Genomic DNA, 22,432 nt, shown 5'->3' on the forward strand with positions numbered 1-22,432 from the left:
CGAGCTGCCGGGAACCCCCCCCCCCCCCGGGGGGGGGGGGGGCTTACGCGTCTGCTCGCGCAGGGAAAGCTACAGCGAGCCGATGCTGGCTTGCGGACTGAGCGCGAAGCCCCAGTCGAACAGGCTGGCGGCCTGGTCCCAGTAGGTCGGCCCGCCCTCTTTGACCAGCCCGTACATCATCGCGATCACCAGCCGGCGGCCACCGCGCGCCGCCGCACCGACGAACGTCTTGCGGGCGGCGTTGGTGAAGCCCGTCTTGCCGCCGATCGCGCCGGGGTAGCGCTGCAGCAGCTCGTCCTGGTTGGTGATCACCACGTCGCCGCCGTCACCGGGGCCGCCGGGAAACGTCGCCGAGGGCTTGGCTGTGATCGCCGCGAACACCGGGTTGGCCATCGCGGCACGGAAGATCACCGCGAGGTCATGGGCGGTCGATGCGCCCGGACCATCGGGCCCGTCCAGCCCGGACGGCGTCGACGCATGAGTGCTCGAAGCCCCCAGCGAGGCTGCCTTGGCATTCATCTTGCCCACCGCGGCGCCCGGTCCACCCAGCATGTGCGCCAGAGTGTTGGCGGCGTCATTGCCCGAGACCAGCAACAGGCCGTCGAGCAGTTCGCGCGCGGTGTAGCTGTGACCCGCCTTGACCCCGACGCAGTTGCATTCCACGTCGGTGTCGGCGGCGTCGGCGACCACCGTGGAGTCCAGGCTCAACTCGTCCAGCACGACCAGCGCCAACAACACCTTGATCGTGCTCGCCGGGGGATGCACCGCGTACTGGTCGCGGCCCGCCAGCACCTGACCGCTGTCGAGGTCGGCCACGATCCAGGTCTGCGCCGGACCGTCGGGAATCGGCATCGAACCAGCGGGCTGTACGTCGCTGTCGGCCGACGCGGTGGTGACACTGGCGCAGATCGCCACCAGCGCAGCAGCGGCGGCCAAGAGCTTTCGCATGGGCGCTGAGTGTAACGGTCCTGGCCGCGGTGTTGAATCGATGCATGTTGAGCCTGGCCGAAATTTCTGACCGCCTGGAGATCCAGCAGCTCCTGGTGGACTACTCCACCGCCATCGACTCGCGTCGCTTCGACGACCTGGACAACGTCTTCACCCCGGACGCCTACATCGACTACACCGCCCTGGGCGGGATCGCCGGCGAATACCCCGAGGTCAAGAAGTGGTTGTCGGAGGTGCTGCCGAACTTCCCGGTGTACTCACACATGTTGGGCAACTTCTCGGTCCGCATCGATGGCGATACCGCGTCGTCGCGGGTCATCTGCTTTAACCCGATGGTGCTGGGCGGGGACAAGGAGCAGATCCTGTTCTGCGGGCTCTGGTACGACGACAAGTTCGTGCGCACCGAGCAGGGCTGGCGGATGACGCGGCGGGTGGAGACGAAGACGTTCCAGAAAGTGCTCTGATTTCGTCCGCAGCACCCGGTTCTGGCACAATTGGCCGCTGTCCGCCGCGCGATCAAGATCGTTCGGTGGTCACACACGCGAGGCGAAACCGGACCCGGGCATCCCGCCCGTGTCGCTGAATTGCAGCGTGACACACACAGGAGAAGTCGCTTAACCATGGCTGTCAAAATCAAGCTCACTCGGCTTGGCAAAATCCGCAATCCCCAGTACCGCATCGCTGTCGCTGACGCGCGCACCCGTCGCGACGGCCGTTCCATCGAGGTGATCGGCCGGTACCACCCGAAGGAAGAGCCGAGCCTGATCGAGATCAACTCCGAGCGCGCGCAGTACTGGCTGTCCGTGGGCGCCCAGCCCACCGAGCCGGTGCTGAAGCTGCTGAAGATCACCGGCGACTGGCAGAAGTTCAAGGGCCTGCCCGGCGCCGAGGGCCGGCTGAAGGTCAAGCCCGCCAAGCCCAGCAAGCTGGAGCTGTTCAACGCCGCGCTGGCCGAGGCCGAGGGCGGTCCGACCACCGAGGCCACCAAGCCGAAGAAGAAGTCCGCGCCGAAGAAGGCCGCCAAGAGCGAGGAAGCCGCGCCTGAGGCCGGAGCCGAGACCGGGGCGGAGAAGGCCGCGGCCGCCGCTGAGACCGAGCAGGGCGAGCAGTCCGCGCCGGCGACGGAAAGCTGACCAGCGCCGTGAGCACCGTCGTGGTCGACGCCGTCGAGCACCTGGTCCGCGGAATCGTCGACAACCCCGACGATGTGCGGGTCGACCTGGTGACCAGCCGTCGTGGCCGCACCGTCGAGGTCCACGTTCATCCCGATGACCTGGGCAAGGTGATCGGTCGCGGTGGTCGTACCGCGACCGCACTGCGCACCCTGGTCGCCGGCATCGGTGGCCGCGGTATCCGCGTCGACGTGGTGGACACCGACCAGTAGCGCAGCCGATGGAGCTGATCGTCGGGCGCGTGGCGAAAGCCCACGGCATCACCGGCGAACTTGTGGTCGAGGTACGCACCGACGATCCCGATGTCCGGTTCGCGCCGGGCAGCACGCTGCGCGCCCGCAAGCCCCGCGACGGCGGCCCCGCACGTAGCTACGTGGTGGAAGCGGCGCGGCCGCACGGTGCCCGACTGCTGGTGCGGCTGGCGGGTGTGGCCGACCGAGATGCCGCCGACGCGTTGCGCGGCAGTCTGTTCATCATCGATTCCGATGAACTGCCGCCGATCGACGAGCCTGACACCTACTACGACCACCAGTTGGAGGGCTTGCGGGTCGCGACGACCGCGGGTCAGGAGATCGGGGTGGTTGCCGAGGTGCTGCACACCGCCGGCGGCGAGTTGCTGTCGGTCAAGCGCGAAGGCGGGGAACTGCTGATCCCGTTCGTCAGCGCCATCGTCACGTCGGTGTCGCTGGACGACGGCACCCTTGAAATCGAACCACCCGACGGTCTGCTGGACCTGGGGTAAGCGTGCGCATCGACGTCATATCAATCTTCCCGGCCTATCTTGACTCGCTGCGACAATCGTTGCCGGGCAAGGCGATCGCTTCCGGTCTGGTGGATCTGCAGGTGCACGATCTGCGGCGGTGGACCCACGATGTGCACCACTCGGTGGACGATGCGCCCTACGGCGGCGGGCCCGGCATGGTGATGAGGGCGCCGGTATGGGGGGAAGCGCTGGACGAAATATGTTCGGCGGAGACCCTTTTGGTGGTGCCCAGCCCGGCCGGCGTGTTGTTCACCCAGGCCGCCGCCCAGCGCTGGAGCGGCGAGCGGCACCTGGTGTTCGCCTGCGGTCGCTACGAGGGCATCGATCAGCGGGTGGTCGAGGACTCGGCGCGCCGGATGCGGGTCGAAGAGGTGTCGATCGGCGACTATGTGCTGCCCGGCGGCGAGTCGGCGGCGCTGGTGATGATCGAGGCCGTGGTGCGGCTGTTGACCGGCGTCCTGGGCAATCCCGCGTCACTCCAAGAGGATTCGCATTCCCCGGCCTTGGACCGGCTGCTGGAGGGGCCGAGTTATACCCGGCCGGCCAGCTGGCGAGGGCTGGACGTGCCGGAGGTGTTGCTTTCCGGGGATCATGCCCGCATTGCGGCGTGGCGGCGTGAGGTGTCGCTGCAGCGGACTCGCGAACGGCGACCGGAACTGCTGGATTGATTGTGGTGAGCAGACGCTAAAGCACCCAAAATCCCTGATTTTGGGGCGCTTTAGCGTCTGCTCGCGGGGAAAACGGGACGCTCAGATGCGGCCGTTGGGAAATATTGTCTTGACGGCTTGGGTGATCGTCTCGCGCGCGGTGGCGTCGTCGGAGGGCTGCAGGGATTCGATGACCATGATGTAGCGGCGGTCGGCGCCGATGATCCCGGTGGACAGGTGCATCCAGTCAGCACCGACGCAGCACATCCAACCTTGTTTGACGGCAACGGGTTCGGCGTACAGACCGTCCGGAATGCCGAACCGCTGCGGGTAACCGTCGACTCCCGTCGGGGTGGACCGGGCCAGGTCGTTGACGATGAGCCGGGCCCGATCGGGCGGCAGCCCGCCGGAGCCGTCGAGCAGCCGTTCGTAGTAGCGAATCAGGTCCTGCGCCGAGCTGATCGTGTTCCACCAGCGGCCGTCGCTGGGCGGCGTGGTCGAGGTGAGTCCGTAGCGGCTGGCCACCTGCGTGATGATGGCGTCGCCGCCGTCCTGGCCCCAGAACCGCTCGGCGGCGCCGTCGTCGGAGGACTGCAGCATCAGGTCCAGCGCCTGGTGATCGTCGGGGGACAGCGTCACGCGGCCGTCGGATTCCTGCAGCAGCAGGTCGTCGGCGATGAAAAGTTTTGCCACCGATGCGGTGGCGATGATCTGGCTGTTGCCGTTGGACACCAGCTGGTGGGTGGCGCGGTCGAAGATGGCCACTGCCAGGGTCGCGCCACTGGCAGCGGCCTGATCGGTGGCCTGCTGGATCCGCGCCTGCACGCCGGTGAGCCCGCCCAGGCCGATGGTCGGCAGCGCCATCGGCGCCACGGTCGGGGTGATGGCCCGCAATAGCAGCTCAACCAGCTGCTGCTGCGGCTGCGGGTCGGGCTGGGACGTCGCCTGACCGGTCGAGGTGAACGCCTTCGCATGGACCGTCGCCTCACAGCCGGCAACCACCACCAGAGCCGCCGCGGCGACGGCGGTCAGCATGGTCAGCGGCCGGGCTCGCATTGCACTCCTTCGGCGTTGTGAAGCGTTCAGCAACGTGAAGCTGGGCCGGGATTTTGGGTATCTCGATGGGTTCGGATCTGCGCGGTTCAGCCCCAGTCATATGTACCATTTGCAGCGGGTTTACGCCGGGCGCGAATCACGACAGTTTCCTGTGATTTTCACTGCATGCACCGCATCTGGCACAATTGGCCAGTTGTCTCCAGCGGTTGCCGGCGGGCCAGGTGCCTACCGCCTGCTGCGAGGTACACCCAGAAGCCCTAACCATCGGCTTGGTGACCGTTGCACGCCCGCGTGCGGCCGTTGACCAAGCCGCGACCCCGAGGAAGTGTCTTTCCAATGAACAGGCTGGACTTCGTCGACCAGGCGTCGCTGCGCGACGACATCCCTGCCTTCGGCCCAGGCGACACCATCAACGTGCACGTGAAGGTTATCGAGGGCGCCAAGGAGCGTATCCAGGTCTTCAAGGGCGTGGTGATCCGGCGGCAGGGCGGTGGCATCCGCGAGACCTTCACGGTGCGCAAGGAGAGCTACGGCGTCGGCGTAGAGCGGACCTTCCCGGTGCATTCGCCGAACATCGACCACATCGAGGTGGTGACTCGTGGCGACGTCCGTCGCGCCAAGTTGTACTACCTGCGTGAACTCCGCGGCAAGAAGGCCAAGATCAAGGAGAAGCGCTGACCTTGGTGGGGTCCCGGCGTCTGCAGCCGCACACCTAGTGCTGGCTACGCTGATCTCGTGACTGGAACCGAGGACTCTCCTCCGGAGGATTCCCCGTCGGCCGCTGATCCTGGATCCGAGCCCGAATCGGACTCCAAGACCGACGACTCGAACCCCAAGAAGCGCTCGACGCTGCGCGAACTGACGTGGCTCGCCATCGTCGCGATCGCCATCTACTACTTCGTGCTGACCTTCGTCGCGCGTCCGTACCTGATTCCGTCGGAGTCGATGGAACCCACACTGCACGGGTGCGCGACCTGCGTCGGGGACCGGATCATGGTCGACAAGATCACCTACCGCTTCAGCTCGCCGCAGCCCGGCGACGTCATCGTGTTCAAGGGCCCGCCGTCCTGGAACGTCGGGTACAAGTCGATCCGCTCGTCCAACACTGCCCTGCGCTGGGTGCAGAACGCGTTGTCGTTCATCGGCTTCGTGCCGCCCGACGAGAACGACCTGGTCAAGCGGGTGATCGCGGTCGGTGGGCAGACGGTGCAGTGCCGGGCCGACACGGGCCTGACGGTCAACGGCAAGCCGCTCAAAGAGCCTTATCTGGACGCGAACACCATGATGGCCGACCCGTCGGTGTATCCGTGCCTGGGCAGCGAGTTCGGACCGGTCACCGTCCCGCCGGGACGGCTGTGGGTGATGGGCGACAACCGGACCCATTCGGCGGATTCCCGCGCGCACTGCCCGATGTTGTGCACCGGTGATCCGATGGCGGGGACGGTGCCCGTGGCCAACGTGATCGGCAAGGCCAGGTTCATCGTGTGGCCGCCGTCGCGGTGGGGTGGCGTAGGTTCGGTGAACCCTCAGCAGGCGCAATAATTATGGCCACCACTTGGCCGCCCCGGACGGTAATCCGGAAGTCTTCGGGATTACGCACTTTGGAGTCCGCGCTGCACCGCAGCGGGCTGGGGCCGGTCGCCGGAGTCGACGAGGTGGGTCGTGGAGCGTGCGCGGGCCCGCTGGTGGTCGCGGCCTGCGTCCTCGGCCCGAATCGCTTGGAAAGCCTTGCTGCGCTTGATGATTCGAAGAAACTGACGGAGAAGGTGCGGGAGAAGCTGTTCCCGTTGATCTGCCGGTATGCGGTGGCCTATCACGTGGTGTTCATCCCGTCGACCGAGGTGGACCGGCGGGGCGTGCACGTGGCCAACATCGAAGGGATGCGACGTGCGGTGGCCGGCTTGTCGGTGCGGCCCGGCTACGTGCTGAGCGACGGTTTCCGGGTGCCCGGGCTGGCCGTACCGTCACTGCCGGTGATCGGTGGTGATGCGGCCGCGGCCTGCATCGCCGCTGCCAGTGTGCTGGCCAAGGTGAGCAGGGACCGGTTCATGGTCGCCTTGGACGCCAAGCACCCCGGGTACGGTTTCGCCGAGCACAAGGGCTACAGCACCCCCGCGCACGGCCGGGCTCTGGCCAGCCTGGGGCCGTGCCCCGAGCACCGCTATTCGTTCATCAACGTCCGGCGGGTGGCCACGGGATCCACCGTCCGGACCGTGGCCGAGTGCCTGCCCGACCCTCCGGGCGAGCACGGGTCGTACCAGTGAGGAAAGATGGGGCATCAGCTCCGGGAGAAGGACGTCTGAACAGATGAGCGCAGAAGATCTCGAAAAGTATGAAACCGAGATGGAGCTCTCGCTGTACCGCGAATACAAGGACATCGTCGGGCAGTTCAGCTACGTCGTGGAAACCGAGCGCCGCTTCTACCTGGCCAACAGCGTGGAAATGGTGCCGCGCAACGCCGACGGCGAGGTCTACTTTGAGCTGCGGCTGGCCGACGCGTGGGTGTGGGACATGTACCGTCCGGCTCGCTTCGTCAAGCAGGTGCGGGTCGTGACGTTCAAGGACGTCAACATCGAAGAGGTCGAAAAGCCCGAGCTGCGGCTGCCGGAGTAGGCCGCGCTAGACGTTCTCGTCGGCCGGCAGGTTGCCGCGGGCGTCGATGACCCGCCGCGCGACGTCGGCAAGCTTGATGTTCAGGCTCTGCGAATGCCGCCGCAACAGATCGAACGCGTCGTCTTCGCCCAGGCCGTGCAGCATCATCAGCATGCCGACCGCCTTGCCGATCTCGCGGTTGCTCAACAGACCTCGTCGCAGGCTGGACGCGTCCTCCCCGTGGGCGATCGCGTTGATCGCCACGCTGGCGAACGCCGCTAGCACCGCCGCCCGCCCCGCGGACTCGGAATTGAACGTGTTGGGCGATTCGCTGAACAGATTGAGGGCGGCGCCCTTGCGTTTGTCGATCAACAGCCGGAAACCCATGGCGCCGCGGATCGGTGTCTCTTCGATCAGGCGGGCCGCGAAGTGCGGCCACTGGGTGGGTTTGGTCAGGTCCGGCTCGATCTGCGGAGTCTCCTCCTCGATGGCGTCGATGCAGGGTCCGTCGCCGGCCCGCCGCTCCAAGTCATCGACCTGATGCGCCAACCTGGAGCTGGCACCCACCGTGACGTACCGGTCATTGCGCTTCACCAGCAGACTCGCATGGTCACAACCGGGCACGACCAAGGTGGCCGCGACGCAGATCGCGGCATACATCTGGGTCGCGTCTGAGCCCTGGTAGATGATCTCGGCCAGCGCAGCGAACACTGTCGCTGGGTCTGCGGTCAGGGCACTGGGTGCCGAGCCGGACCCGGTGTCGGGCTCGTTGGCCACGTCTCTACCTCCCTCGGGTGCTGCGTTCCGATGGCCGTAGATTAGCTGGGCCGCCGTTCCCCTTACACGCCGACGGCGCGTTCGAGATCCTTCAGTGACGTCTCCAGGTGGCTCAGCATGTGTTGCAGGTGGGGCACGCTGCCTCTGGCGCCGACGAGTCCGAAGTCTATGTTCTCGGCGTTGTTCGTGACGGTGATATTCATCGCCTGACCGTCCAATGTGATCGACAACGGGTAGTTGCCGACCATTTGCGCGCCGCGCCAGTACAAGGGGTCCTTGGACCCGGGGACGTTGGAGATCACGATGTTGAACGGCGGCGGGGCAGTGCGGATGAAGCCCGGGATCAGGCCGAGGAACAGGCCACCGGTCATGAACGCCGACAGGGCGAGTTGCTGCGCCTTGGGCAGCTGATTGAAGACCTGCTTCTGCTCGTGCATCGACGAACTGATTCCGGCGAGGCGGTCGCCGGCGTCCTCGACGTCGGTGTTCAGGTTGCACAACACCGTGCCCACCGCGTTGCCGCCGCCTTCGCCGTCGCCCTCCTTGCGCAGGCTGACGGGGACCATTGCGATCAGCGGCGCATCAGGCAGCGCGTTCTGCTCGATCAGGTACGCGCGCAGGGCGCCGGCCGACATCGCCAGCACGACATCGTTGAAGGTTGCGCCCGCGGCGGCTTTCACCGCGTTGATGCGTTCCAGCGACCACGACTGCGCGGCGATGCGCCGGGCGCCGCCGATGCGCACGTTGAACATCGTTTTGGGCGCCCGGAACGGGAAGGTGAGCTGCTGTTCGAGCAACGCCGCGCGCGCCAGGTTCAGCGTGGACGGGCCGAGCGCGACGGCTGATCCCAGGGTGCCGGTCAGCGCGTCCAGCGGGGACGAACCCCCGCCGCTGTCCGGCCGATGCCGGGGCTTGAGCTCCCATGGCACGCGGACTTCGTCGTCAGTTGGGTCGTCGGTGAAGGCGCGCTGCATCAGCCGCAACGCGGAAACGCCGTCCATCAGCGAATGGTGGAACTTGGTGTAGACCGCGTAGCGGCCGTCGTTGAGCCCTTCGACCAGGTGGGCTTCCCACAGCGGGCGGTGGCGGTCGAGCAGGCTGCCGTGCAGCCGCGAGGCCAGCTCCAGCAGTTCGCGAACGCGACCCGGGCGGGGCAGGGCCGAGCGCCGGAAGTGGTAGTCGAGTTCGACCTCTTTGTCGAGCGCCCAAGCCAGGTTGGTGAGCGGGCCGAAGAACGCCGGGTGCTTGCGGAAGGTGGGCTGGACGTCGGTGCAATTGAGCATCGATTCGTAGGCCTCGGTCACGAATTCTTCATCGGCGCCTTCGGGCGGCTTGAAGAGTTGCAGAGCGCCGACGTGCATCGGGTGTTCACGTGACTCGCCGACCAGAAACATGGAGTCGGCTGGAGCAATCAGCTTCATGGCCACACTTTCGGTTAGACCCCTACGGACCGGATATGAATAGCCATCTGTTGCGTTTCGCACACATTGGCTTGCGCCGTTTGACCGGCGGCGCGCCCGGGAAGATCAGGTCGAGTGGGTATCACTGTCGCGATTACCGGCCCGACCGGCGAGATTGGCATTTCGGCCGTCACGGCGCTGGAGCGCGAACCCGCGGTGGACAAGATCATCGGGATGGCGCGTCGGCCTTTCGACCCGCTGACGCATGGCTGGGCCAAAACGATTTACAAGCAAGGCGACATCCTGGATCGGGACGCTGTCGACGAGCTGGTCTCCGAAGCCGACGTGGTGATCCACCTGGCCTTCATCATCATGGGGTCGCGGGAAGAGAGCGAGCGGGTGAACTTGCAGGGCACCCGCAATGTTTTCGAGGCCACGGTGGCCGCGGAACGGCCCCGGCGACTCGTTTACACCTCGTCGGTCGCCGCCTATGGGTATCACTCCGACAACCCGGTGCCGCTGACTGAAGATGTGCCGGCCCGTGGGTCTGCCGAGCACTACTACTCGGCCCAGAAGGCAGCCTGCGAGCAGGTGTTGGCCGAAGTCACCGAAGGTTCCTCGCTGGAAGTTTTCGTGCTGCGGCCGTGCATCGTCACCGGGCCGGAGGCACCGGCGCTGGCGGCGCCCCTGCAGAGTCTGCCCGGCATTGTGCGCGCCGCGAGCAAGGCCGTGCCGCTGCTGAAGCCGGTGGTGCCCGACCCCGGATTTCCCCTTCAACTGGTCCACCACGACGATGTCGCCATCGCGATCGCCCTGGCGGCCACCGCACCCGCCCCGCCCGGGGCTTACAACATCGCCGGTGACGGAACGGTGACCGTCAGCGAGGTGGCGCGGGCACTGGGCGCGCGTGCCGTGCGCGTTCCAGCCGCGGCGGCCTCGGCGGCGTCCGCCGCGATCACCCGGTTGCCATTCGTGCCGTCCCTGCTGGAATGGCTGCACGTCGCACGAACATCGGTGGTGATGGACACCGCGAAGGCCAAGAATGAACTGGGTTGGCAGCCCACCCACACATCGGCCGAGGCCCTCGAGTCGCTGGCTTCTGCGGTCTAGTTACGGCCGGGGTACGTTGAGGCCGTGACAGCCGGAAACGACGCCGTGACCGCCGGAAAGACGCCGTGGGGCACGTAACGGCGCGCCGGCGCGTCGCGCATTTGTCAGCCGGCCGAGCGATCACCCGGCAAGAAACCCTGGCCGTCGAGGAGCCGCTGGAGATCCGCGTCAACGGGACGGCGACCACCGTCACCATGCGCACACCCGGCTCGGATTTCGAACTGGCGCAGGGTTTTCTGCTGACCGAGGGCATCATCGGGCAACGCGCGGACGTGCACACCATCCGTTACTGCGACGGCCGCGGCGACGACGGCGGCAACAACTACAACGTCCTGGACGTCACCCTGTCGGCGGACCTCCCGTCGCCCGACCTGGACCTCACTCGCAACTTTTACACCACCTCCTCGTGCGGTGTCTGCGGGAAAGCGTCCCTGGATGCGGTGCAACTGGTCAGTCGTTACTCGCCCGGTGACGATCCCGCGACCGTCACCGCCGACACCCTGCGAGCCATGCCGGACGCCCTGCGCGATGCGCAAAAGGTTTTCGCGGCGACCGGTGGTCTGCACGCCGCGGCGCTGTTCGGCGTGGACGGGACCATGCTGGCCGTTCGCGAGGACATCGGCCGCCACAACGCGGTCGACAAGGTCATCGGATGGGCGCTAGAGCACGACCGGGTGCCGTTGGCTGCCTCGGTGCTGTTGGTCAGTGGGCGGGCCTCGTTCGAACTGACCCAAAAAGCTTTGATGGCTGGGATTCCCGTGCTGGCTGCCGTATCGGCACCGTCGTCGCTGGCGGTGTCGCTGGCCGAAGAGTCCGGGATCACCCTGGTGGCGTTTCTGCGGCAGGATTCGATGAACGTGTACACCAGACCGGACCGAGTCACCTAGCGCCGGACTGGCTGGATTGGGAAGCTCGGGACGCGGGTAGCCGGTCGTATCGCTGCACACAGCTGAGGAGCCGGCCATGCTGCATGAAATCGTCCTTGCCGCACAAAGCAACCCCGAGGCAGCAGGTTTCATCCTGCGCGGGATCAAAGGGATCTTCGTCGCGATCGGCAGCGTGATCGCGGCCATCGTCTGCGCCCTGATCGCGTCGATGAAAGGACGCAGCGCCCTCATCTGGGGAATCTGCGGCCTGTTCTTCAGCATCCTCACGCTCATCATCGTCATAATCATTCCGAGCAAGCGGACGTGATTCACCGCCTCGCGCCGCTCCTCGGGGCGGGCTGTGGATGACTGCTTGACTGGGGATAACTCGTTGCCCTGCGGCCGTTTTCCGGCCGCTCACCGGCGGTGGTGTCGGCCCCGCAGCGCACCCTGGGCCGCATGACGACGTTAACTCGCACCCAGTTGGGAGCGTTAGGCGAGCAACTGGCCGTAGATCATCTGACTCGCCGGGGCTTGCGGGTCCTGGCCCGTAATTGGCGTTGCCGGTACGGCGAACTCGATGTGATCGCCACCGACCCGACTACGGGCACAGTGATTTTCGTCGAGGTGAAGACCCGCAGCGGAGACGGCTATGGCGGGCTCGCGCAGGCAGTCACCGCGTCGAAGGTCCGCAGGTTGCGCCGACTGGCCGGGCTTTGGCTGGCCGGTCAGAATCAGCGGTGGCCGGCGATCCGCATCGACGTGATCGGTGTGCGGATCGGCCGCCGCCCAGTTCCCGAGCTCACGCACATCGAGGGGATCGGCTGATGGCGCTGGGGCGGGCGTTCTCCGTTGCGGTCCGCGGGCTGGACGGGCACATCGTCGAGATTGAAGCCTTCATCACCTCGGGACTGCCGGGTGTGCATCTGGTCGGCTTGCCGGACGCGGCGTTGCAGGAATCCCGAGACCGGGTGCGGGCGGCGGTCACCAACTGCGGCGACGAATGGCCTCAATCCCGGCTCACCCTTGCGCTTTCACCGGCGACGCTGCCGAAGATGGGCTCGGTGTACGACATCGCCCTGGCCGCCGCCGTGCTTTCGGCCAAGCGCAAGAAGCCATGGGATCGCCTGGAGAAGGCGGTGCTGCTGGGGGAACTGGCGCTGGACGGGCGGGTACGGCCGGTGCGCGGGGTGCTGCCCGCGGTGTTGGCCGCCAAACACGAAGGCTGGCCGTGCGTCGTGGTTCCGGCCGAGAACCTGGCCGAGGCCAGCCTGATCGACGGAATCGACGTCTGCGGAGTGCGCACCCTCGGCCAGTTGAAGAGCTGGCTGAACGGGGGCGCGCCGTTGGATCCGGCGATTCCGGGGGCCGCCGCCGGTCACGAGCCGGCCGCCGACCTGGTCGATGTCGTCGGGCAGTCACAGGCCCGTTTCGCCGTCGAGGTGGCCGCGGCGGGAGCGCATCACCTGATGATGACCGGCCCACCGGGGGTGGGCAAAACAATGCTGGCACAACGTCTTCCGGGCTTGCTGCCGCCGCTATCGCATACGGAGTCGCTAGAAGTGACCGCGATACATTCGGTGGCCGGGCTGCTGTCCTGCGACACACCGCTGATCACCAGACCGCCGTTTGTGGCGCCGCACCACAGCTCCAGCGTTGCCGCTCTGGTCGGCGGTGGTTCGGGGATGGCGCGTCCGGGTGCGGTGAGTCGGGCGCACCGCGGAGTGCTTTTTCTCGACGAGTGCGCCGAGATCGGCGTCCGGGCGTTGGAAGCGCTGCGAACACCATTGGAAGACGGCGAGATTCGCCTCGCCCGACGTGACGGTGTGGCGTGCTACCCGGCACGGTTCCAACTGGTGCTGGCCGCGAATCCGTGCCCATGCGCACCGGCCGACCCGCAGGACTGCATCTGCGCGGCGCCGGTCAAACGGCGCTATCTGGGCAAGCTCTCCGGGCCGCTGCTGGACCGGGTGGACCTGCGGGTGCAGATGCATTCGGTGCGGGCCGGGGCATTCACGGGCACCGACGGCGAGTCGACCGCGCAGGTGCGTGAGCGCGTGAAGAAAGCCCGGGATGCGGCGGCCGAGCGTTGGCGGCGGCACGGATTTCGCACCAACGCCGAGGTCAGTGGCCCGTTGCTGCGCAGGAAATTCCGGCTCAGCAACGCCGCGATGCGACCACTGCGCGACGCGCTGGATCGTGGCGCGCTCAGCATCCGCGGGGTAGACCGCACGCTGCGCGTCGCGTGGAGCCTTGCCGACCTGGCCGGGCGCACTTCCCCGGACCTGGCCGACGTCGCCGCCGCGTTGAGTTTCCGGCAATCGGGGACACGGCGATGAGCGCCGATCCCACTTTGTTGGCGTGGGCCTATCTGTCCCGGGTGGCCGAACCGCCCTGCGCCGAACTGGCCGCGTTTGTCGCAGCCGTCGGGCCCCGCGAGGCGGCTGAGCGGATCCGGCGGGGGCTGGTCGAGGACGAGTTGCTGCGGCAGACCGCCGCTCGGCGAGAAATCGACTCGGCTGCAACGGATCTAGAGCTGATCGCACGGCGGGGCGGCCGGTTGATCACACCCGATGGTGACGAGTGGCCGGTGCTGGCGTTCGCCGCGTTCGACGGCACCCGGGCACCGAGAGGCGCGCCGCTGGTAGCGCCGATGGTGCTGTGGGCGATCGGTCCGGTGCGTCTCGACGAGGTCGCTCAGCGCGCGGCCGCCCTCGTTGGCACCCGAGCCTCGACGGCCTATGGCGAGCATGTGACCGCCGAGTTGGCGACGGGCTTGGCCGAGCGTGACGTCGCGATCGTCTCGGGTGGCGCCTACGGTATCGACGGGGCAGCTCATCGGGCCGCGTTGGGCGTCGACGGGATCACCGTGGCCGTCCTGGCCGGCGGGCTCGACATCCCCTATCCCTCGGGGCATTCCGCGCTCCTGCATCGCATCAGCCAGCACGGGCTGTTGTTCACCGAGTACCCGCCCGGTGTCCGGCCGGCGCGCTATCGCTTCCTGACCCGCAACCGTCTGGTGGCCGCAGTCTCGGGCGCCGCTGTGGTCGTGGAGGCCGGGCTGCGCAGCGGCGCCGCCAACACGGCCGCGTGGGCGCGGGCCCTGGGCCGGGTGGTCGGCGCGGTGCCCGGTCCGGTGACGTCGTCGGCGTCGGCCGGATGCCACGTGCTGTTGCGCAACGATGCGGCGCTGGTGACTCGCGCCGACGACATCGTCGAGATGGTGGGACGCATCGGCGAGCTGGCCGCCGACGAGCCGCGACCGATCACGGTGCTGGACGAGTTGGGCGAACCGGAGCGTCAGGTCTACGAAGCTTTGCCGGGCCGGGGCGGCGCCACCGTCGACGAGATCGCCATCGCTTCGGGGCTGGTCCCTGAGCGTGTGCTGGGGCCACTGGCGATGCTGGAACTGGCCGGGCTGGTCGAGTGTCGCGACGGCTGCTGGCGGATCGTCCGTCAGCGTCGCACGAAGGCGCGACTCGTATAGTCGACTCAGGGTCGGGTCTGATCAGGGAGGATAAGTGGCAGGTCGGCCGCTGCAGGCATTCGAGGTAGTCAGCACCCAAGAGCTGACGCCGCACATGGTCCGGGTGGTGTTGGGCGCCAAGAACTTCGAGGCCTTTGTGCCCAGCAAGTTCACCGACTCCTACGTCAAGCTGGTCTTCGTCCCTGACGGCATCGACCTGCAGGAACTACCGCAACCGCTGACGATTGACAGCTTCGCCGACCTACCCGACGAGCAACGGCCGCCGGTGCGCACCTTCACCGTGCGCCGTGTCGACGAGGAGGCCGGCCAGATCACCCTGGACATCGCGGTGCACGGCGAGCACGGCGTGGCCGGACAGTGGGCCGCCGCGGTCCAACCAGGTGAGCCGATCCACCTGATGGGGCCGAGCGGCGCCTACACGCCCGATCCGACCGCCGACTGGCATCTGCTGGCCGGTGACGAATCGGCGCTGCCAGCTATCGGCGCGGCGCTCGAGGCGCTGCCCGAGACGGCGGTCGGCAAGGCATTCATCGAGGTCGCGGGTCCCGACGACGAGATCGAGTTGACCGCGCCGGACGGTGTCGAGGTCAATTGGGTGTTGCGCGGGGGCCGTGCGGACCTGGTCCCCGAAGACCGGGCGGGGGACCACGCGCCACTGATAGAGGCGGTCACCACCGCGCCCTGGCTGCCCGGCCAGGTGCACGTATTCATTCACGGCGAAGCCCAGGCAGTCATGCACAACTTGCGGCCCTACATCCGTAAGGAGCGCGGCGTCGAAGCTCAGTGGGCGTCGATCTCCGGCTACTGGCGGCGCGGCCGCACCGAGGAGTCCTTCCGGGAGTGGAAGAGGGAGCTGGCCGAAGCGGAGGCAGCGGAGCAGTAGCGCCGGCCACTGGCATTCTCTAGGGCATGGCATTCGGCGACTATCAGCTTGAGATCTACTTCCAGGGTCTGGCCGGCGTAACGCCCCCGCTCCCGATGGCCTTCGCGGAACTGGAGGCCAAAGCCGCGATGGCGATGCCGCCCTCGGTCTGGTCCTACGTTGTCGGCGGTGCCGGCGATGAGCGCACCCAGCGGGCCAACCGTGAGGCATTCGATGGCTGGGGCCTGATGCCGCGCATGTTCGTCGGCGCCACCGATCGGGACCTCTCGGTCGACCTGTTCGGGATCAAGCTGCCCTCGCCGCTGTTCATGGCTCCGATCGGCGTCATCGGATTGTGCGCCCAGGACGGTCACGGCGACCTGGCGACCGCACGCGCGGCCGCCCGCACCGGCGTTCCGATGGTGGTGTCGACCCTGACCGCCGACCCGATGGAAGAGGTCGCCGCCCAGTTCGGCGACACCCCCGGCTTCTTCCAGCTGTACACACCGAAGGACCGGGATCTCGCCGCCAGCCTGGTGCACCGCGCCGAAGCCGCCGGATTCAAGGCCATCATCGTCACCCTCGACACCTGGATCCCGGGGTGGCGGCCACGCGACCTCACCACGGCCAACTTTCCGCAGCTGCGCGGACTCTGCCTGAGCAACTACACCAGCGACCCGGTGTTTCGCGCCGGCATGGCCCGACCGCCCGAAGAAGACCCGCAGGGCACCGTGCTGAGTTGGGCGCAGACGTTCGGCAATCCTCTGACCTGGGACGATCTGAGCTGGCTGCGGTCGCTGACCGACCTGCCGCTGATCATCAAAGGGATCTGCCACCCCGACGACGCCCGCCGCGCCAAGGACGGCGGCGCCGACGGCATCTACTGCTCCACTCACGGCGGGCGCCAGGCCAACGGCGGCCTACCCGCCCTGGATTGCCTGCCCGACGTGGTTGAGGCGGCCGACGGCCTGCCGGTGCTGTTCGACTCGGGTATCCGCAGCGGCGCCGACATCGTCAAGGCGCTGGCCATGGGCGCCACCGCCGTCGGCGTCGGCCGGCCCTACGCATACGGCCTGGCCCTGGGCGGCATCGACGGCGTCGTGCACGTGCTGCGCATGCTGCTCGCCGAAGCCGACCTGATCATGGCAGTCGACGGCTACCCGACGCTGAAAGATCTCACCCCGGACACACTGCGGCGCGTCCTGTAGAAACGCGACGCCGCATCGGCCAGCGTGGGGGAGTGTCGGAAAACAGCGATGCGGCGGCCGCGGTCGAGGCCATCCTCGAGGAGTTCGACGACTACCTGGCGCTGCAGTGCGGTCGCTCTGCGCACACCCGCCGCGCCTACCTGGGCGACCTACGGTCGCTGTTCGACTTCCTGGCCGAACGCGGATCCGGCCTCGAGACGCTGAGCCTGCCGGTGCTGCGGTCATGGCTGGCCACCTCAGCCGGCGCCGGTGCCGCCCGCACGACACTGGCCCGCCGCACGTCCTCGGTCAAGGCCTTCACCGCCTGGGCCACCCGGCGGGGACTGCTCGCCGGCGACCCCGCCGCGCGGCTACAGGTACCGAAGGCCCATCGCACCCTGCCCGCGGTGTTGCGGCAGGACCAGGCGCTGGCGGCGATGAGCGCGGCCAAATCCGGTGCCGAACAGGGCGATCCGCTGGCGTTGCGGGATCGGCTGATCGTCGAACTGCTCTATGCCACCGGAATCCGGGTCAGCGAGCTGTGTGGCCTGGACGTCGACGACATCGACAGCAGTCATCGGCTGGTCCGCGTGCTGGGAAAGGGCAACAAGCAGCGCACCGCGCCGTTCGGGCAACCGGCCGCCGAGGCGCTGCGGGCCTGGTTGAGCGACGGACGGCCCGCACTGGCCACCGCCGAATCCGGACCGGCGCTGTTGCTGGGCGCCCGCGGCCGTCGCCTCGACGTGCGTCAGGCGCGCACCGTGGTGCACCAGACCGTGGCCGCAGTGGACGGCGCACCAGACATGGGACCGCACGGCCTGCGGCACAGCGCGGCTACGCACTTACTCGAAGGCGGAGCCGATCTGCGGGTGGTGCAGGAACTGCTCGGCCATTCCAGTCTCGCCACCACGCAGCTGTACACCCATGTCGCGGTCGCCCGGCTGCGCGCGGTGCACGACCAGGCGCACCCCCGCGCCTAGGGTGCCGAACAGACGCTGAAGCACCTCATTTCCGCAGGAAATGGGTGCTTCAGCGTCTGTTCGCGCCACCAACAAGCGGCTTGAGCCGGATCGGGGTGGACTTCAGCAGCCCGATCGGGTCGACGTAATCGGCCCGCGACGCCGCACCCCACATCGCGCCCCAGTGCAGACACGCGGCGGCCGGGCAGCCCGCGTGCCCGGCCACCAACTCACCGAGCACCGAACCCGTCCCCACCTGCTGACCCGCCGAGACAACCACGCGCAGCGGTTCGTAGCTGGTGCGCAGACCGCCCGGATGCGCCAGCGACACGACGGGCCGGCCGGCCAGCAGTCCGGCGAACACGACCACACCGTCGCCCGCGGCATACACCGGCTGGCCCGCGAAACCGGCCAGGTCCACCCCGCGATGCCCGGACAACCAGTTAGGTGTCGGCGCATCAAACGTGCGCACCACCGCCGGCGGACGCAGCGGCCAGTCCAGCCGTCCGCCGGCGGCGTCGGCCGGTGGCGCATTGAGCAGCACCCAGCACAGAATCAGCAACAGCACCCATCGCACCTGCTCAGCGCACCGCCGCACAGGCAGCCAGGGCCAGCCACCGGTAGCGCCCGCTGTGGATGGAAAAAGCACCGGTCGCAGCGGTGTAGACTTTCCGTCGCAGCTCGCTTGAGCGGGCTGACTTCGCGTGTCTGCATCGCGCCCCAGTAGTTCAGGGATCCGCAACAGCATGCCGAGCGGTCCCGGAAGCCGGAAATCGGCCGACGGGTTCGGCATCGCAGCAGACACCAGGGCCCGGCTTCACCCGATGCCGGGCGACAACCGACACATGAAAGCTGGGCTCAGTCATGGCTGTTGTGACCATGAAGCAGCTGCTCGACAGCGGCACCCACTTCGGGCATCAGACCCGTCGCTGGAACCCCAAGATGAAGCGGTTCATCTTCACCGACCGCAATGGCATCTACATCATCGACCTGCAGCAGACGCTGACCTACATCGACAGGGCGTACGAATTCGTCAAGGAGACCGTCGCTCACGGCGGCAGTGTCATGTTCGTCGGCACCAAGAAGCAGGCGCAGGAATCCGTCGCGGCTGAGGCGACCCGCGTCGGCATGCCGTACGTGAACCAGCGCTGGCTGGGCGGCATGCTCACCAACTTCTCCACCGTGCACAAGCGGCTGCAGCGCCTCAAGGAGCTCGAGGCGATGGAGCAGACCGGTGGCTTCGAGGGTCGCACCAAGAAGGAAATCTTGATGCTGACCCGCGAGAAGAACAAGTTGGAGCGGTCCCTGGGTGGTATCCGGGACATGGCCAAGGTGCCGTCGGCGATCTGGGTGGTCGACACCAATAAGGAGCACATCGCCGTCGGCGAGGCGCGCAAGCTGGGCATCCCGGTCATCGCGATCCTGGACACCAACTGCGACCCGGACGAGGTCGACTACCCGATCCCAGGCAACGACGACGCAATCCGCTCGGCCGCCCTGCTGACCAAGGTCATCGCCTCGGCCGTGGCCGAGGGCCTGCAGGCCCGCGCGGGCGTGGGCCGCGGTGACGGCAAGCCGGAGGCTGACGCCGCCGAGCCGCTGCCCGAGTGGGAGCAGGAGCTCCTGGCCGGTGCCGCTGCGACCGCCACCCCCGCCACCCCCGCCACTGAGGGCGCAACCGAACCAACTACAGACGCATCCTAGGAAAGGCTGAGCATTGGCGAACTACACCGCTGCCGACGTCAAGCGACTTCGGGAGCTGACCGGCGCTGGCATGCTCGACTGCAAAAACGCGCTGGTGGAAACCGACGGTGACTTCGACAAGGCCGTCGAGGCGCTCCGCATCAAGGGCGCCAAAGACGTCGGCAAGCGCGCCGAGCGGGCCACGGCCGAAGGCCTGGTCGCCGCGAAGGACGGCGCGCTGATCGAGCTGAACTGCGAGACGGACTTCGTCGCCAAGAACGCGGAGTTCCAGGAGCTGGCCAACAAGGTCGTCGAAGCCGCGGTGTCCGCCAAGGCCACCGATGTCGACTCCCTCAAGGCGGCCAGCGCCGGCGGCGAGACGGTCGAAGAGGCCATCGCCGCACTCTCGGCCAAGATCGGCGAAAAGCTGGAACTGCGCCGGGTGGCGATCTTCGACGGAACCGTCGAGACCTACCTGCACCGTCGTTCGGCCGACCTACCGCCCGCGGTCGGCGTACTGGTCGAGTACAACGGCGACAACGCCGAGGCCGCACACGCGGTGGCGCTGCAGATCGCCGCGCTCAAGGCCCGCTACCTCACCCGTGAGGACGTGCCCGAAGACGTCGTCGCCAGCGAGCGCCGCATCGCCGAGGAAACCGCCAAGGCCGAGGGCAAGCCGGAGCAGGCACTGCCCAAGATCGTCGAGGGCCGGGTGAACGGCTTCTTCAAGGACACCGTGCTGCTCGAGCAGCCCTCGGTGTCGGACAACAAGAAGACCGTCAAGGCGCTGCTCGACGAGGCCGGGGTCACCGTGACGCGCTTCGTCCGGTTCGAGGTCGGCCAGGCCTGACGGGCGGGCAATCGCCATGCCCCGCGTACACGCTTTCCGCGACGACGCCCTCGGCGAGCTGGACGCTGTCGGGCTCGCCGAGGCGCTGCGATCCCGGCAGCTGAGTCCGCTGGAGGTCGTCGAGGCGGCCGTCGCGCGCTGCGAGGCCGTCAACGATCGGCTCAACGGTCTGGCGCACCGGTCCTACGACTCCGCGCGCGAGGAAGCGTCACGCGAGGTCACCGGCTTCTTCGGCGGCGTGCCCACTTTCATCAAGGACAACGTCGACGTCGCCGGTCAGCCGTCGATGCGGGGCACCGACGCCTGGACCCCGTACCCGGCCAAAGCGCACAGCGAAGTGGCCCGGGTGGTGCTCCGCACCGGGCTGATCTCGCTGGGCAAGACCCAGCTGTCGGAGTTCGGGTTCAGCGGCGCTGCCGAGCACCCACGCCTGGGTCCGGTGCGCAACCCGTGGAACCCCGAATACACCGCGGGCGCCTCCTCGTCGGGATCGGGAGCTTTCGTCGCGGCCGGGGTGGTGCCCATCGCACACGCCAACGACGGCGGCGGCTCCATCCGCATTCCCGCCGCCTGCAACGGTCTGGTCGGGCTCAAGCCGTCCCGCGGCCGGCTGCCGCTGGACCCCGAATTGCGCCGGCTGCCGGTGGTCATCGTCGCCAACGGCGTGGTGACCCGCTCGGTGCGCGACACGGCCGCGTTCTTCCGCGAGGCCGAACGTGCCTACCGGGCACGCAAGCTGCCCCCGATCGACGACGTCACCCAGCCGGGCAAGCAACGGCTGAAGATCGCCGTACTGACCCGCTCGGTCGACCACGAATCCAGCCCCGAAGTCACTGATCTCACGCTGAAGACCGCCGCCCTGCTCGAAGAACTCGGGCACCGCATCGAGCACCTGGATAACCCGCCCGCGGCAAGCACGTTCGGCGACGACTTCGTCCTCTATTGGGGTCTGTTGGCGCTGGCACAGCTGCGCACCGGCCGACTCACTTTCGGCAAGACCTTCGACCCGTCCAGGCTGGACAACCTGACCCTGGGATTGGCTCGGCACGCCACTCGCAACCTGCACCGGATACCTCGGGCGATCGTGCGACTACGCGGCGCGCGGCGCCAAAGCGCACCCTTGTACGCCACTTATGACGCCGTCCTCACCCCGACGGTCGCTGCCGAGCCGCCCCGGATCGGGTACCTGGACCCCACCGACTACCAGCAGGTCATCGACCGGCTGTCACGCTGGGTGACGTTCACGCCCCTGCAGAACGTCACCGGCGACCCGGCGATCTCGCTGCCGCTGGCTCAGTCCGCCAACGGCCTGCCGGTGGGCATGATGCTCTCGGCGGCCGTCGGCGCCGAAGCGCGGCTGCTGGAACTGGCCTTCGAGCTCGAAGAGGCCCGTCCCTGGGCCCGGATCCAGGACTGACCGCTCAGTCCGCGCCCAGCGTCTCCAGCATGCGTCGGAACTCCCGCTGCTGAGCGTCGGTCAACCGGGCGAGTAATCGGGCGTCCGCGGCAAAGACGACGGTTTCGGCGCGCTGCAACAGCGCGCGGCCCGCGGTGGTCAACGATGCCGGCAGTGCCCGGCCGGAGGACACCGACGTGGGCCGCTCCACCGCACCGAGGTCCTGCAGCTTGCGCAGCACCGTGTTCATGGCCTGCGGTGTGACGTTGGCGCGCCGGGCCAGGTCGGCGCTCGACGACCCGGGAGACTGCGAAAGTATCCGCAGGCAGACGAACTCCGCGATCGTGAGCCCGAGCGGGGTCAACGCGGACGAGACCTCTGGTCGCAGCGCGGCCCCCACCCGGTAGAGCAGGTAGCCCAGCGGGGCGTCGCGACCTTCAGTCATATCAATCATCTTGACATATCGGCACCCTTTCCCGGGCGCAACTTTGCCTGCAATTCGGCTTTCCCCCGTGATGCCAATGTGAACGCTGTGGCGCGAATGGTGTGTGGCTTAAATCAAAATTGCGGCGTCTGTGCAGTTCAGGGAGCCGGCAAGGGCGATTTCCGCAGCGGCGTGTGTTTGAGTCTGCAATTCAGCGGCAATGCGAAAGGGCGTGCGGTTGAGCGCCCAATGA

At 67.7% G+C, this 22,432-nt stretch carries 26 protein-coding genes and 1 pseudogene; 21 read left to right on the forward strand and 6 right to left on the reverse strand.

Translation table 11 applies throughout. The features are described 5' to 3' along the window. Positions 1 to 69 precede the first annotated feature (69 nt). A complete protein-coding gene (locus tag A9X01_RS00230; protein ID WP_065118752.1) occupies positions 70 to 948 on the reverse strand; it encodes a D-alanyl-D-alanine carboxypeptidase family protein in 879 nt (292 codons plus the stop codon). A 44-nt stretch (positions 949 to 992) separates the two neighbouring features. Between A9X01_RS00230 and A9X01_RS00235 the strand changes: the two genes are divergently transcribed. From A9X01_RS00235 to trmD, 5 genes are all read left to right on the forward strand, one after another. Beyond that, positions 993 to 1,412: a nuclear transport factor 2 family protein gene (locus A9X01_RS00235; protein ID WP_065118753.1), complete on the forward strand. Its 420-nt coding sequence runs from the start codon at positions 993 to 995 to the stop codon at positions 1,410 to 1,412. A gap of 156 nt (positions 1,413 to 1,568) precedes the next feature. Continuing rightward, entirely contained in the window at positions 1,569 to 2,081 is a 513-nt protein-coding gene (gene rpsP / locus A9X01_RS00240; protein ID WP_065118754.1) for a 30S ribosomal protein S16, read from the forward strand. An 8-nt stretch (positions 2,082 to 2,089) separates the two neighbouring features. Continuing rightward, complete coding sequence (locus tag A9X01_RS00245; RefSeq protein ID WP_036354608.1) at positions 2,090 to 2,332, forward strand: RNA-binding protein; 243 nt, start codon at positions 2,090 to 2,092, stop codon at positions 2,330 to 2,332. Between the two features lie 8 nt (positions 2,333 to 2,340). Beyond that, positions 2,341 to 2,862 carry a ribosome maturation factor RimM gene (gene rimM / locus A9X01_RS00250; protein ID WP_065118755.1) on the forward strand — a complete coding sequence of 174 codons (522 nt, stop codon included), beginning with the start codon at positions 2,341 to 2,343 and terminating at the stop codon, positions 2,860 to 2,862. Positions 2,863 to 2,864: 2 nt separating this feature from the next. Further along, entirely contained in the window at positions 2,865 to 3,551 is a 687-nt protein-coding gene (gene trmD, locus A9X01_RS00255) for a tRNA (guanosine(37)-N1)-methyltransferase TrmD (RefSeq protein ID WP_065118756.1), read from the forward strand. Positions 3,552 to 3,632: 81 nt separating this feature from the next. On the opposite strand, the gene A9X01_RS00260 is transcribed toward trmD, so the two are convergent. Next, entirely contained in the window at positions 3,633 to 4,586 is a 954-nt protein-coding gene (locus tag A9X01_RS00260) for a serine hydrolase (RefSeq protein ID WP_065118757.1), read from the reverse strand. Between the two features lie 336 nt (positions 4,587 to 4,922). Between A9X01_RS00260 and rplS the strand changes: the two genes are divergently transcribed. The 4 genes and pseudogenes from rplS (at position 4,923) to A9X01_RS00280 (ending at position 7,199) form a co-directional block, all read left to right on the forward strand. After that, positions 4,923 to 5,264 carry a 50S ribosomal protein L19 gene (gene rplS, locus A9X01_RS00265; protein WP_036354618.1) on the forward strand — a complete coding sequence of 114 codons (342 nt, stop codon included), beginning with the start codon at positions 4,923 to 4,925 and terminating at the stop codon, positions 5,262 to 5,264. A gap of 57 nt (positions 5,265 to 5,321) precedes the next feature. Continuing rightward, entirely contained in the window at positions 5,322 to 6,128 is an 807-nt protein-coding gene (gene lepB / locus A9X01_RS00270) for a signal peptidase I (RefSeq protein WP_065118758.1), read from the forward strand. 2 nt (positions 6,129 to 6,130) lie between these two features. Continuing rightward, positions 6,131 to 6,872, forward strand: a pseudogene (locus A9X01_RS00275) (ribonuclease HII); the annotation flags it as partial. Positions 6,873 to 6,893: 21 nt separating this feature from the next. Continuing rightward, positions 6,894 to 7,199, forward strand: a complete 306-nt coding sequence (locus tag A9X01_RS00280; protein ID WP_012393608.1) for a DUF2469 domain-containing protein — start codon at positions 6,894 to 6,896, stop codon at positions 7,197 to 7,199. 6 nt (positions 7,200 to 7,205) lie between these two features. Here A9X01_RS00280 and A9X01_RS00285 read toward each other — a convergent pair whose 3' ends face one another. After that, complete coding sequence (locus A9X01_RS00285) at positions 7,206 to 7,955, reverse strand: GAF and ANTAR domain-containing protein (RefSeq protein WP_065118760.1); 750 nt, start codon at positions 7,953 to 7,955, stop codon at positions 7,206 to 7,208. Between the two features lie 62 nt (positions 7,956 to 8,017). Beyond that, positions 8,018 to 9,376, reverse strand: a complete 1,359-nt coding sequence (locus tag A9X01_RS00290; protein ID WP_065118761.1) for a WS/DGAT/MGAT family O-acyltransferase — start codon at positions 9,374 to 9,376, stop codon at positions 8,018 to 8,020. 114 nt (positions 9,377 to 9,490) lie between these two features. Here A9X01_RS00290 and A9X01_RS00295 point away from each other — a divergent pair, with 114 nt between their 5' ends. From A9X01_RS00295 to A9X01_RS00335, 9 genes are all read left to right on the forward strand, one after another. Further along, entirely contained in the window at positions 9,491 to 10,465 is a 975-nt protein-coding gene (locus A9X01_RS00295) for an NAD-dependent epimerase/dehydratase family protein (RefSeq protein ID WP_065118762.1), read from the forward strand. Between the two features lie 65 nt (positions 10,466 to 10,530). Further along, positions 10,531 to 11,352, forward strand: coding sequence for a formate dehydrogenase accessory sulfurtransferase FdhD (fdhD, locus tag A9X01_RS00300; RefSeq protein ID WP_065118763.1), 822 nt, complete (start codon positions 10,531 to 10,533; stop codon positions 11,350 to 11,352). 76 nt (positions 11,353 to 11,428) lie between these two features. Continuing rightward, entirely contained in the window at positions 11,429 to 11,659 is a 231-nt protein-coding gene (locus A9X01_RS00305) for a deoxyribodipyrimidine photolyase (RefSeq protein ID WP_065118764.1), read from the forward strand. 131 nt (positions 11,660 to 11,790) lie between these two features. Continuing rightward, positions 11,791 to 12,159 (forward strand): YraN family protein, encoded by a 369-nt coding sequence (locus tag A9X01_RS00310; RefSeq protein WP_065118825.1) that lies wholly within the window; start codon positions 11,791 to 11,793, stop codon positions 12,157 to 12,159. Beyond that, positions 12,159 to 13,670: a YifB family Mg chelatase-like AAA ATPase gene (locus A9X01_RS00315; protein ID WP_065118765.1), complete on the forward strand. Its 1,512-nt coding sequence runs from the start codon at positions 12,159 to 12,161 to the stop codon at positions 13,668 to 13,670. The genes A9X01_RS00310 and A9X01_RS00315 overlap by 1 nt, the downstream gene beginning before the upstream one ends. Further along, positions 13,667 to 14,818, forward strand: coding sequence for a DNA-processing protein DprA (dprA, locus tag A9X01_RS00320; protein ID WP_065118766.1), 1,152 nt, complete (start codon positions 13,667 to 13,669; stop codon positions 14,816 to 14,818). Before A9X01_RS00315 ends, dprA begins: the two co-directional genes overlap by 4 nt. A 34-nt stretch (positions 14,819 to 14,852) precedes the next feature. Continuing rightward, on the forward strand, positions 14,853 to 15,701 hold the full coding sequence (locus A9X01_RS00325; RefSeq protein ID WP_065118767.1) for a siderophore-interacting protein: 849 nt from the start codon (positions 14,853 to 14,855) through the stop codon (positions 15,699 to 15,701). Positions 15,702 to 15,727: 26 nt separating this feature from the next. Further along, positions 15,728 to 16,888, forward strand: coding sequence for an alpha-hydroxy-acid oxidizing protein (locus A9X01_RS00330; protein ID WP_065118768.1), 1,161 nt, complete (start codon positions 15,728 to 15,730; stop codon positions 16,886 to 16,888). A 32-nt stretch (positions 16,889 to 16,920) separates the two neighbouring features. Continuing rightward, positions 16,921 to 17,847, forward strand: coding sequence for a tyrosine recombinase XerC (locus A9X01_RS00335; protein WP_065118769.1), 927 nt, complete (start codon positions 16,921 to 16,923; stop codon positions 17,845 to 17,847). 49 nt (positions 17,848 to 17,896) lie between these two features. Here A9X01_RS00335 and A9X01_RS00340 read toward each other — a convergent pair whose 3' ends face one another. Next, positions 17,897 to 18,403: a M23 family metallopeptidase gene (locus tag A9X01_RS00340; RefSeq protein WP_065118770.1), complete on the reverse strand. Its 507-nt coding sequence runs from the start codon at positions 18,401 to 18,403 to the stop codon at positions 17,897 to 17,899. 287 nt (positions 18,404 to 18,690) lie between these two features. Between A9X01_RS00340 and rpsB the strand changes: the two genes are divergently transcribed. The 3 genes from rpsB to A9X01_RS00355 are packed head-to-tail and all read left to right on the forward strand — an operon-like array spanning position 18,691 to position 21,776. Further along, the gene (gene rpsB / locus A9X01_RS00345) at positions 18,691 to 19,530 is read left to right on the forward strand and encodes a 30S ribosomal protein S2 (RefSeq protein ID WP_065118771.1); all 840 of its coding nucleotides are present in this window, start codon (positions 18,691 to 18,693) and stop codon (positions 19,528 to 19,530) included. 13 nt (positions 19,531 to 19,543) lie between these two features. Then, entirely contained in the window at positions 19,544 to 20,359 is an 816-nt protein-coding gene (gene tsf / locus A9X01_RS00350; protein ID WP_065118772.1) for a translation elongation factor Ts, read from the forward strand. 16 nt (positions 20,360 to 20,375) lie between these two features. Then, positions 20,376 to 21,776 carry an amidase gene (locus A9X01_RS00355; protein WP_065118773.1) on the forward strand — a complete coding sequence of 467 codons (1,401 nt, stop codon included), beginning with the start codon at positions 20,376 to 20,378 and terminating at the stop codon, positions 21,774 to 21,776. A gap of 4 nt (positions 21,777 to 21,780) precedes the next feature. Here A9X01_RS00355 and A9X01_RS00360 read toward each other — a convergent pair whose 3' ends face one another. Continuing rightward, positions 21,781 to 22,200, reverse strand: coding sequence for a MarR family winged helix-turn-helix transcriptional regulator (locus A9X01_RS00360; RefSeq protein WP_065118774.1), 420 nt, complete (start codon positions 22,198 to 22,200; stop codon positions 21,781 to 21,783). Positions 22,201 to 22,432: the final 232 nt, after the last annotated feature.

Source organism: Mycobacterium asiaticum, assembly GCF_001668675.1.
Lineage (GTDB): Bacteria > Actinomycetota > Actinomycetes > Mycobacteriales > Mycobacteriaceae > Mycobacterium > Mycobacterium asiaticum_D.

Bases quoted from the DNA above. Each gene is read 5' to 3' on its own strand.
- A9X01_RS00230 (WP_065118752.1), bottom strand. From the start codon at position 948: ATGCGAAAGCTCTTGGCCGCCGCTGCTGCGCTGGTGGCGATCTGCGCC.
- A9X01_RS00235 (WP_065118753.1), top strand. From the start codon at position 993: ATGTTGAGCCTGGCCGAAATTTCTGACCGCCTGGAGATCCAGCAGCTC.
- rpsP (WP_065118754.1), top strand. From the start codon at position 1,569: ATGGCTGTCAAAATCAAGCTCACTCGGCTTGGCAAAATCCGCAATCCC.
- rimM (WP_065118755.1), top strand. From the start codon at position 2,341: ATGGAGCTGATCGTCGGGCGCGTGGCGAAAGCCCACGGCATCACCGGC.
- A9X01_RS00260 (WP_065118757.1), bottom strand. From the start codon at position 4,586: ATGCGAGCCCGGCCGCTGACCATGCTGACCGCCGTCGCCGCGGCGGCT.
- rplS (WP_036354618.1), top strand. From the start codon at position 4,923: ATGAACAGGCTGGACTTCGTCGACCAGGCGTCGCTGCGCGACGACATC.
- A9X01_RS00280 (WP_012393608.1), top strand. From the start codon at position 6,894: ATGAGCGCAGAAGATCTCGAAAAGTATGAAACCGAGATGGAGCTCTCG.
- A9X01_RS00290 (WP_065118761.1), bottom strand. From the start codon at position 9,376: ATGAAGCTGATTGCTCCAGCCGACTCCATGTTTCTGGTCGGCGAGTCA.
- A9X01_RS00305 (WP_065118764.1), top strand. From the start codon at position 11,429: ATGCTGCATGAAATCGTCCTTGCCGCACAAAGCAACCCCGAGGCAGCA.
- A9X01_RS00310 (WP_065118825.1), top strand. From the start codon at position 11,791: ATGACGACGTTAACTCGCACCCAGTTGGGAGCGTTAGGCGAGCAACTG.
- A9X01_RS00315 (WP_065118765.1), top strand. From the start codon at position 12,159: ATGGCGCTGGGGCGGGCGTTCTCCGTTGCGGTCCGCGGGCTGGACGGG.
- dprA (WP_065118766.1), top strand. From the start codon at position 13,667: ATGAGCGCCGATCCCACTTTGTTGGCGTGGGCCTATCTGTCCCGGGTG.
- A9X01_RS00330 (WP_065118768.1), top strand. From the start codon at position 15,728: ATGGCATTCGGCGACTATCAGCTTGAGATCTACTTCCAGGGTCTGGCC.
- rpsB (WP_065118771.1), top strand. From the start codon at position 18,691: ATGGCTGTTGTGACCATGAAGCAGCTGCTCGACAGCGGCACCCACTTC.
- A9X01_RS00355 (WP_065118773.1), top strand. From the start codon at position 20,376: ATGCCCCGCGTACACGCTTTCCGCGACGACGCCCTCGGCGAGCTGGAC.
- A9X01_RS00360 (WP_065118774.1), bottom strand. From the start codon at position 22,200: ATGACTGAAGGTCGCGACGCCCCGCTGGGCTACCTGCTCTACCGGGTG.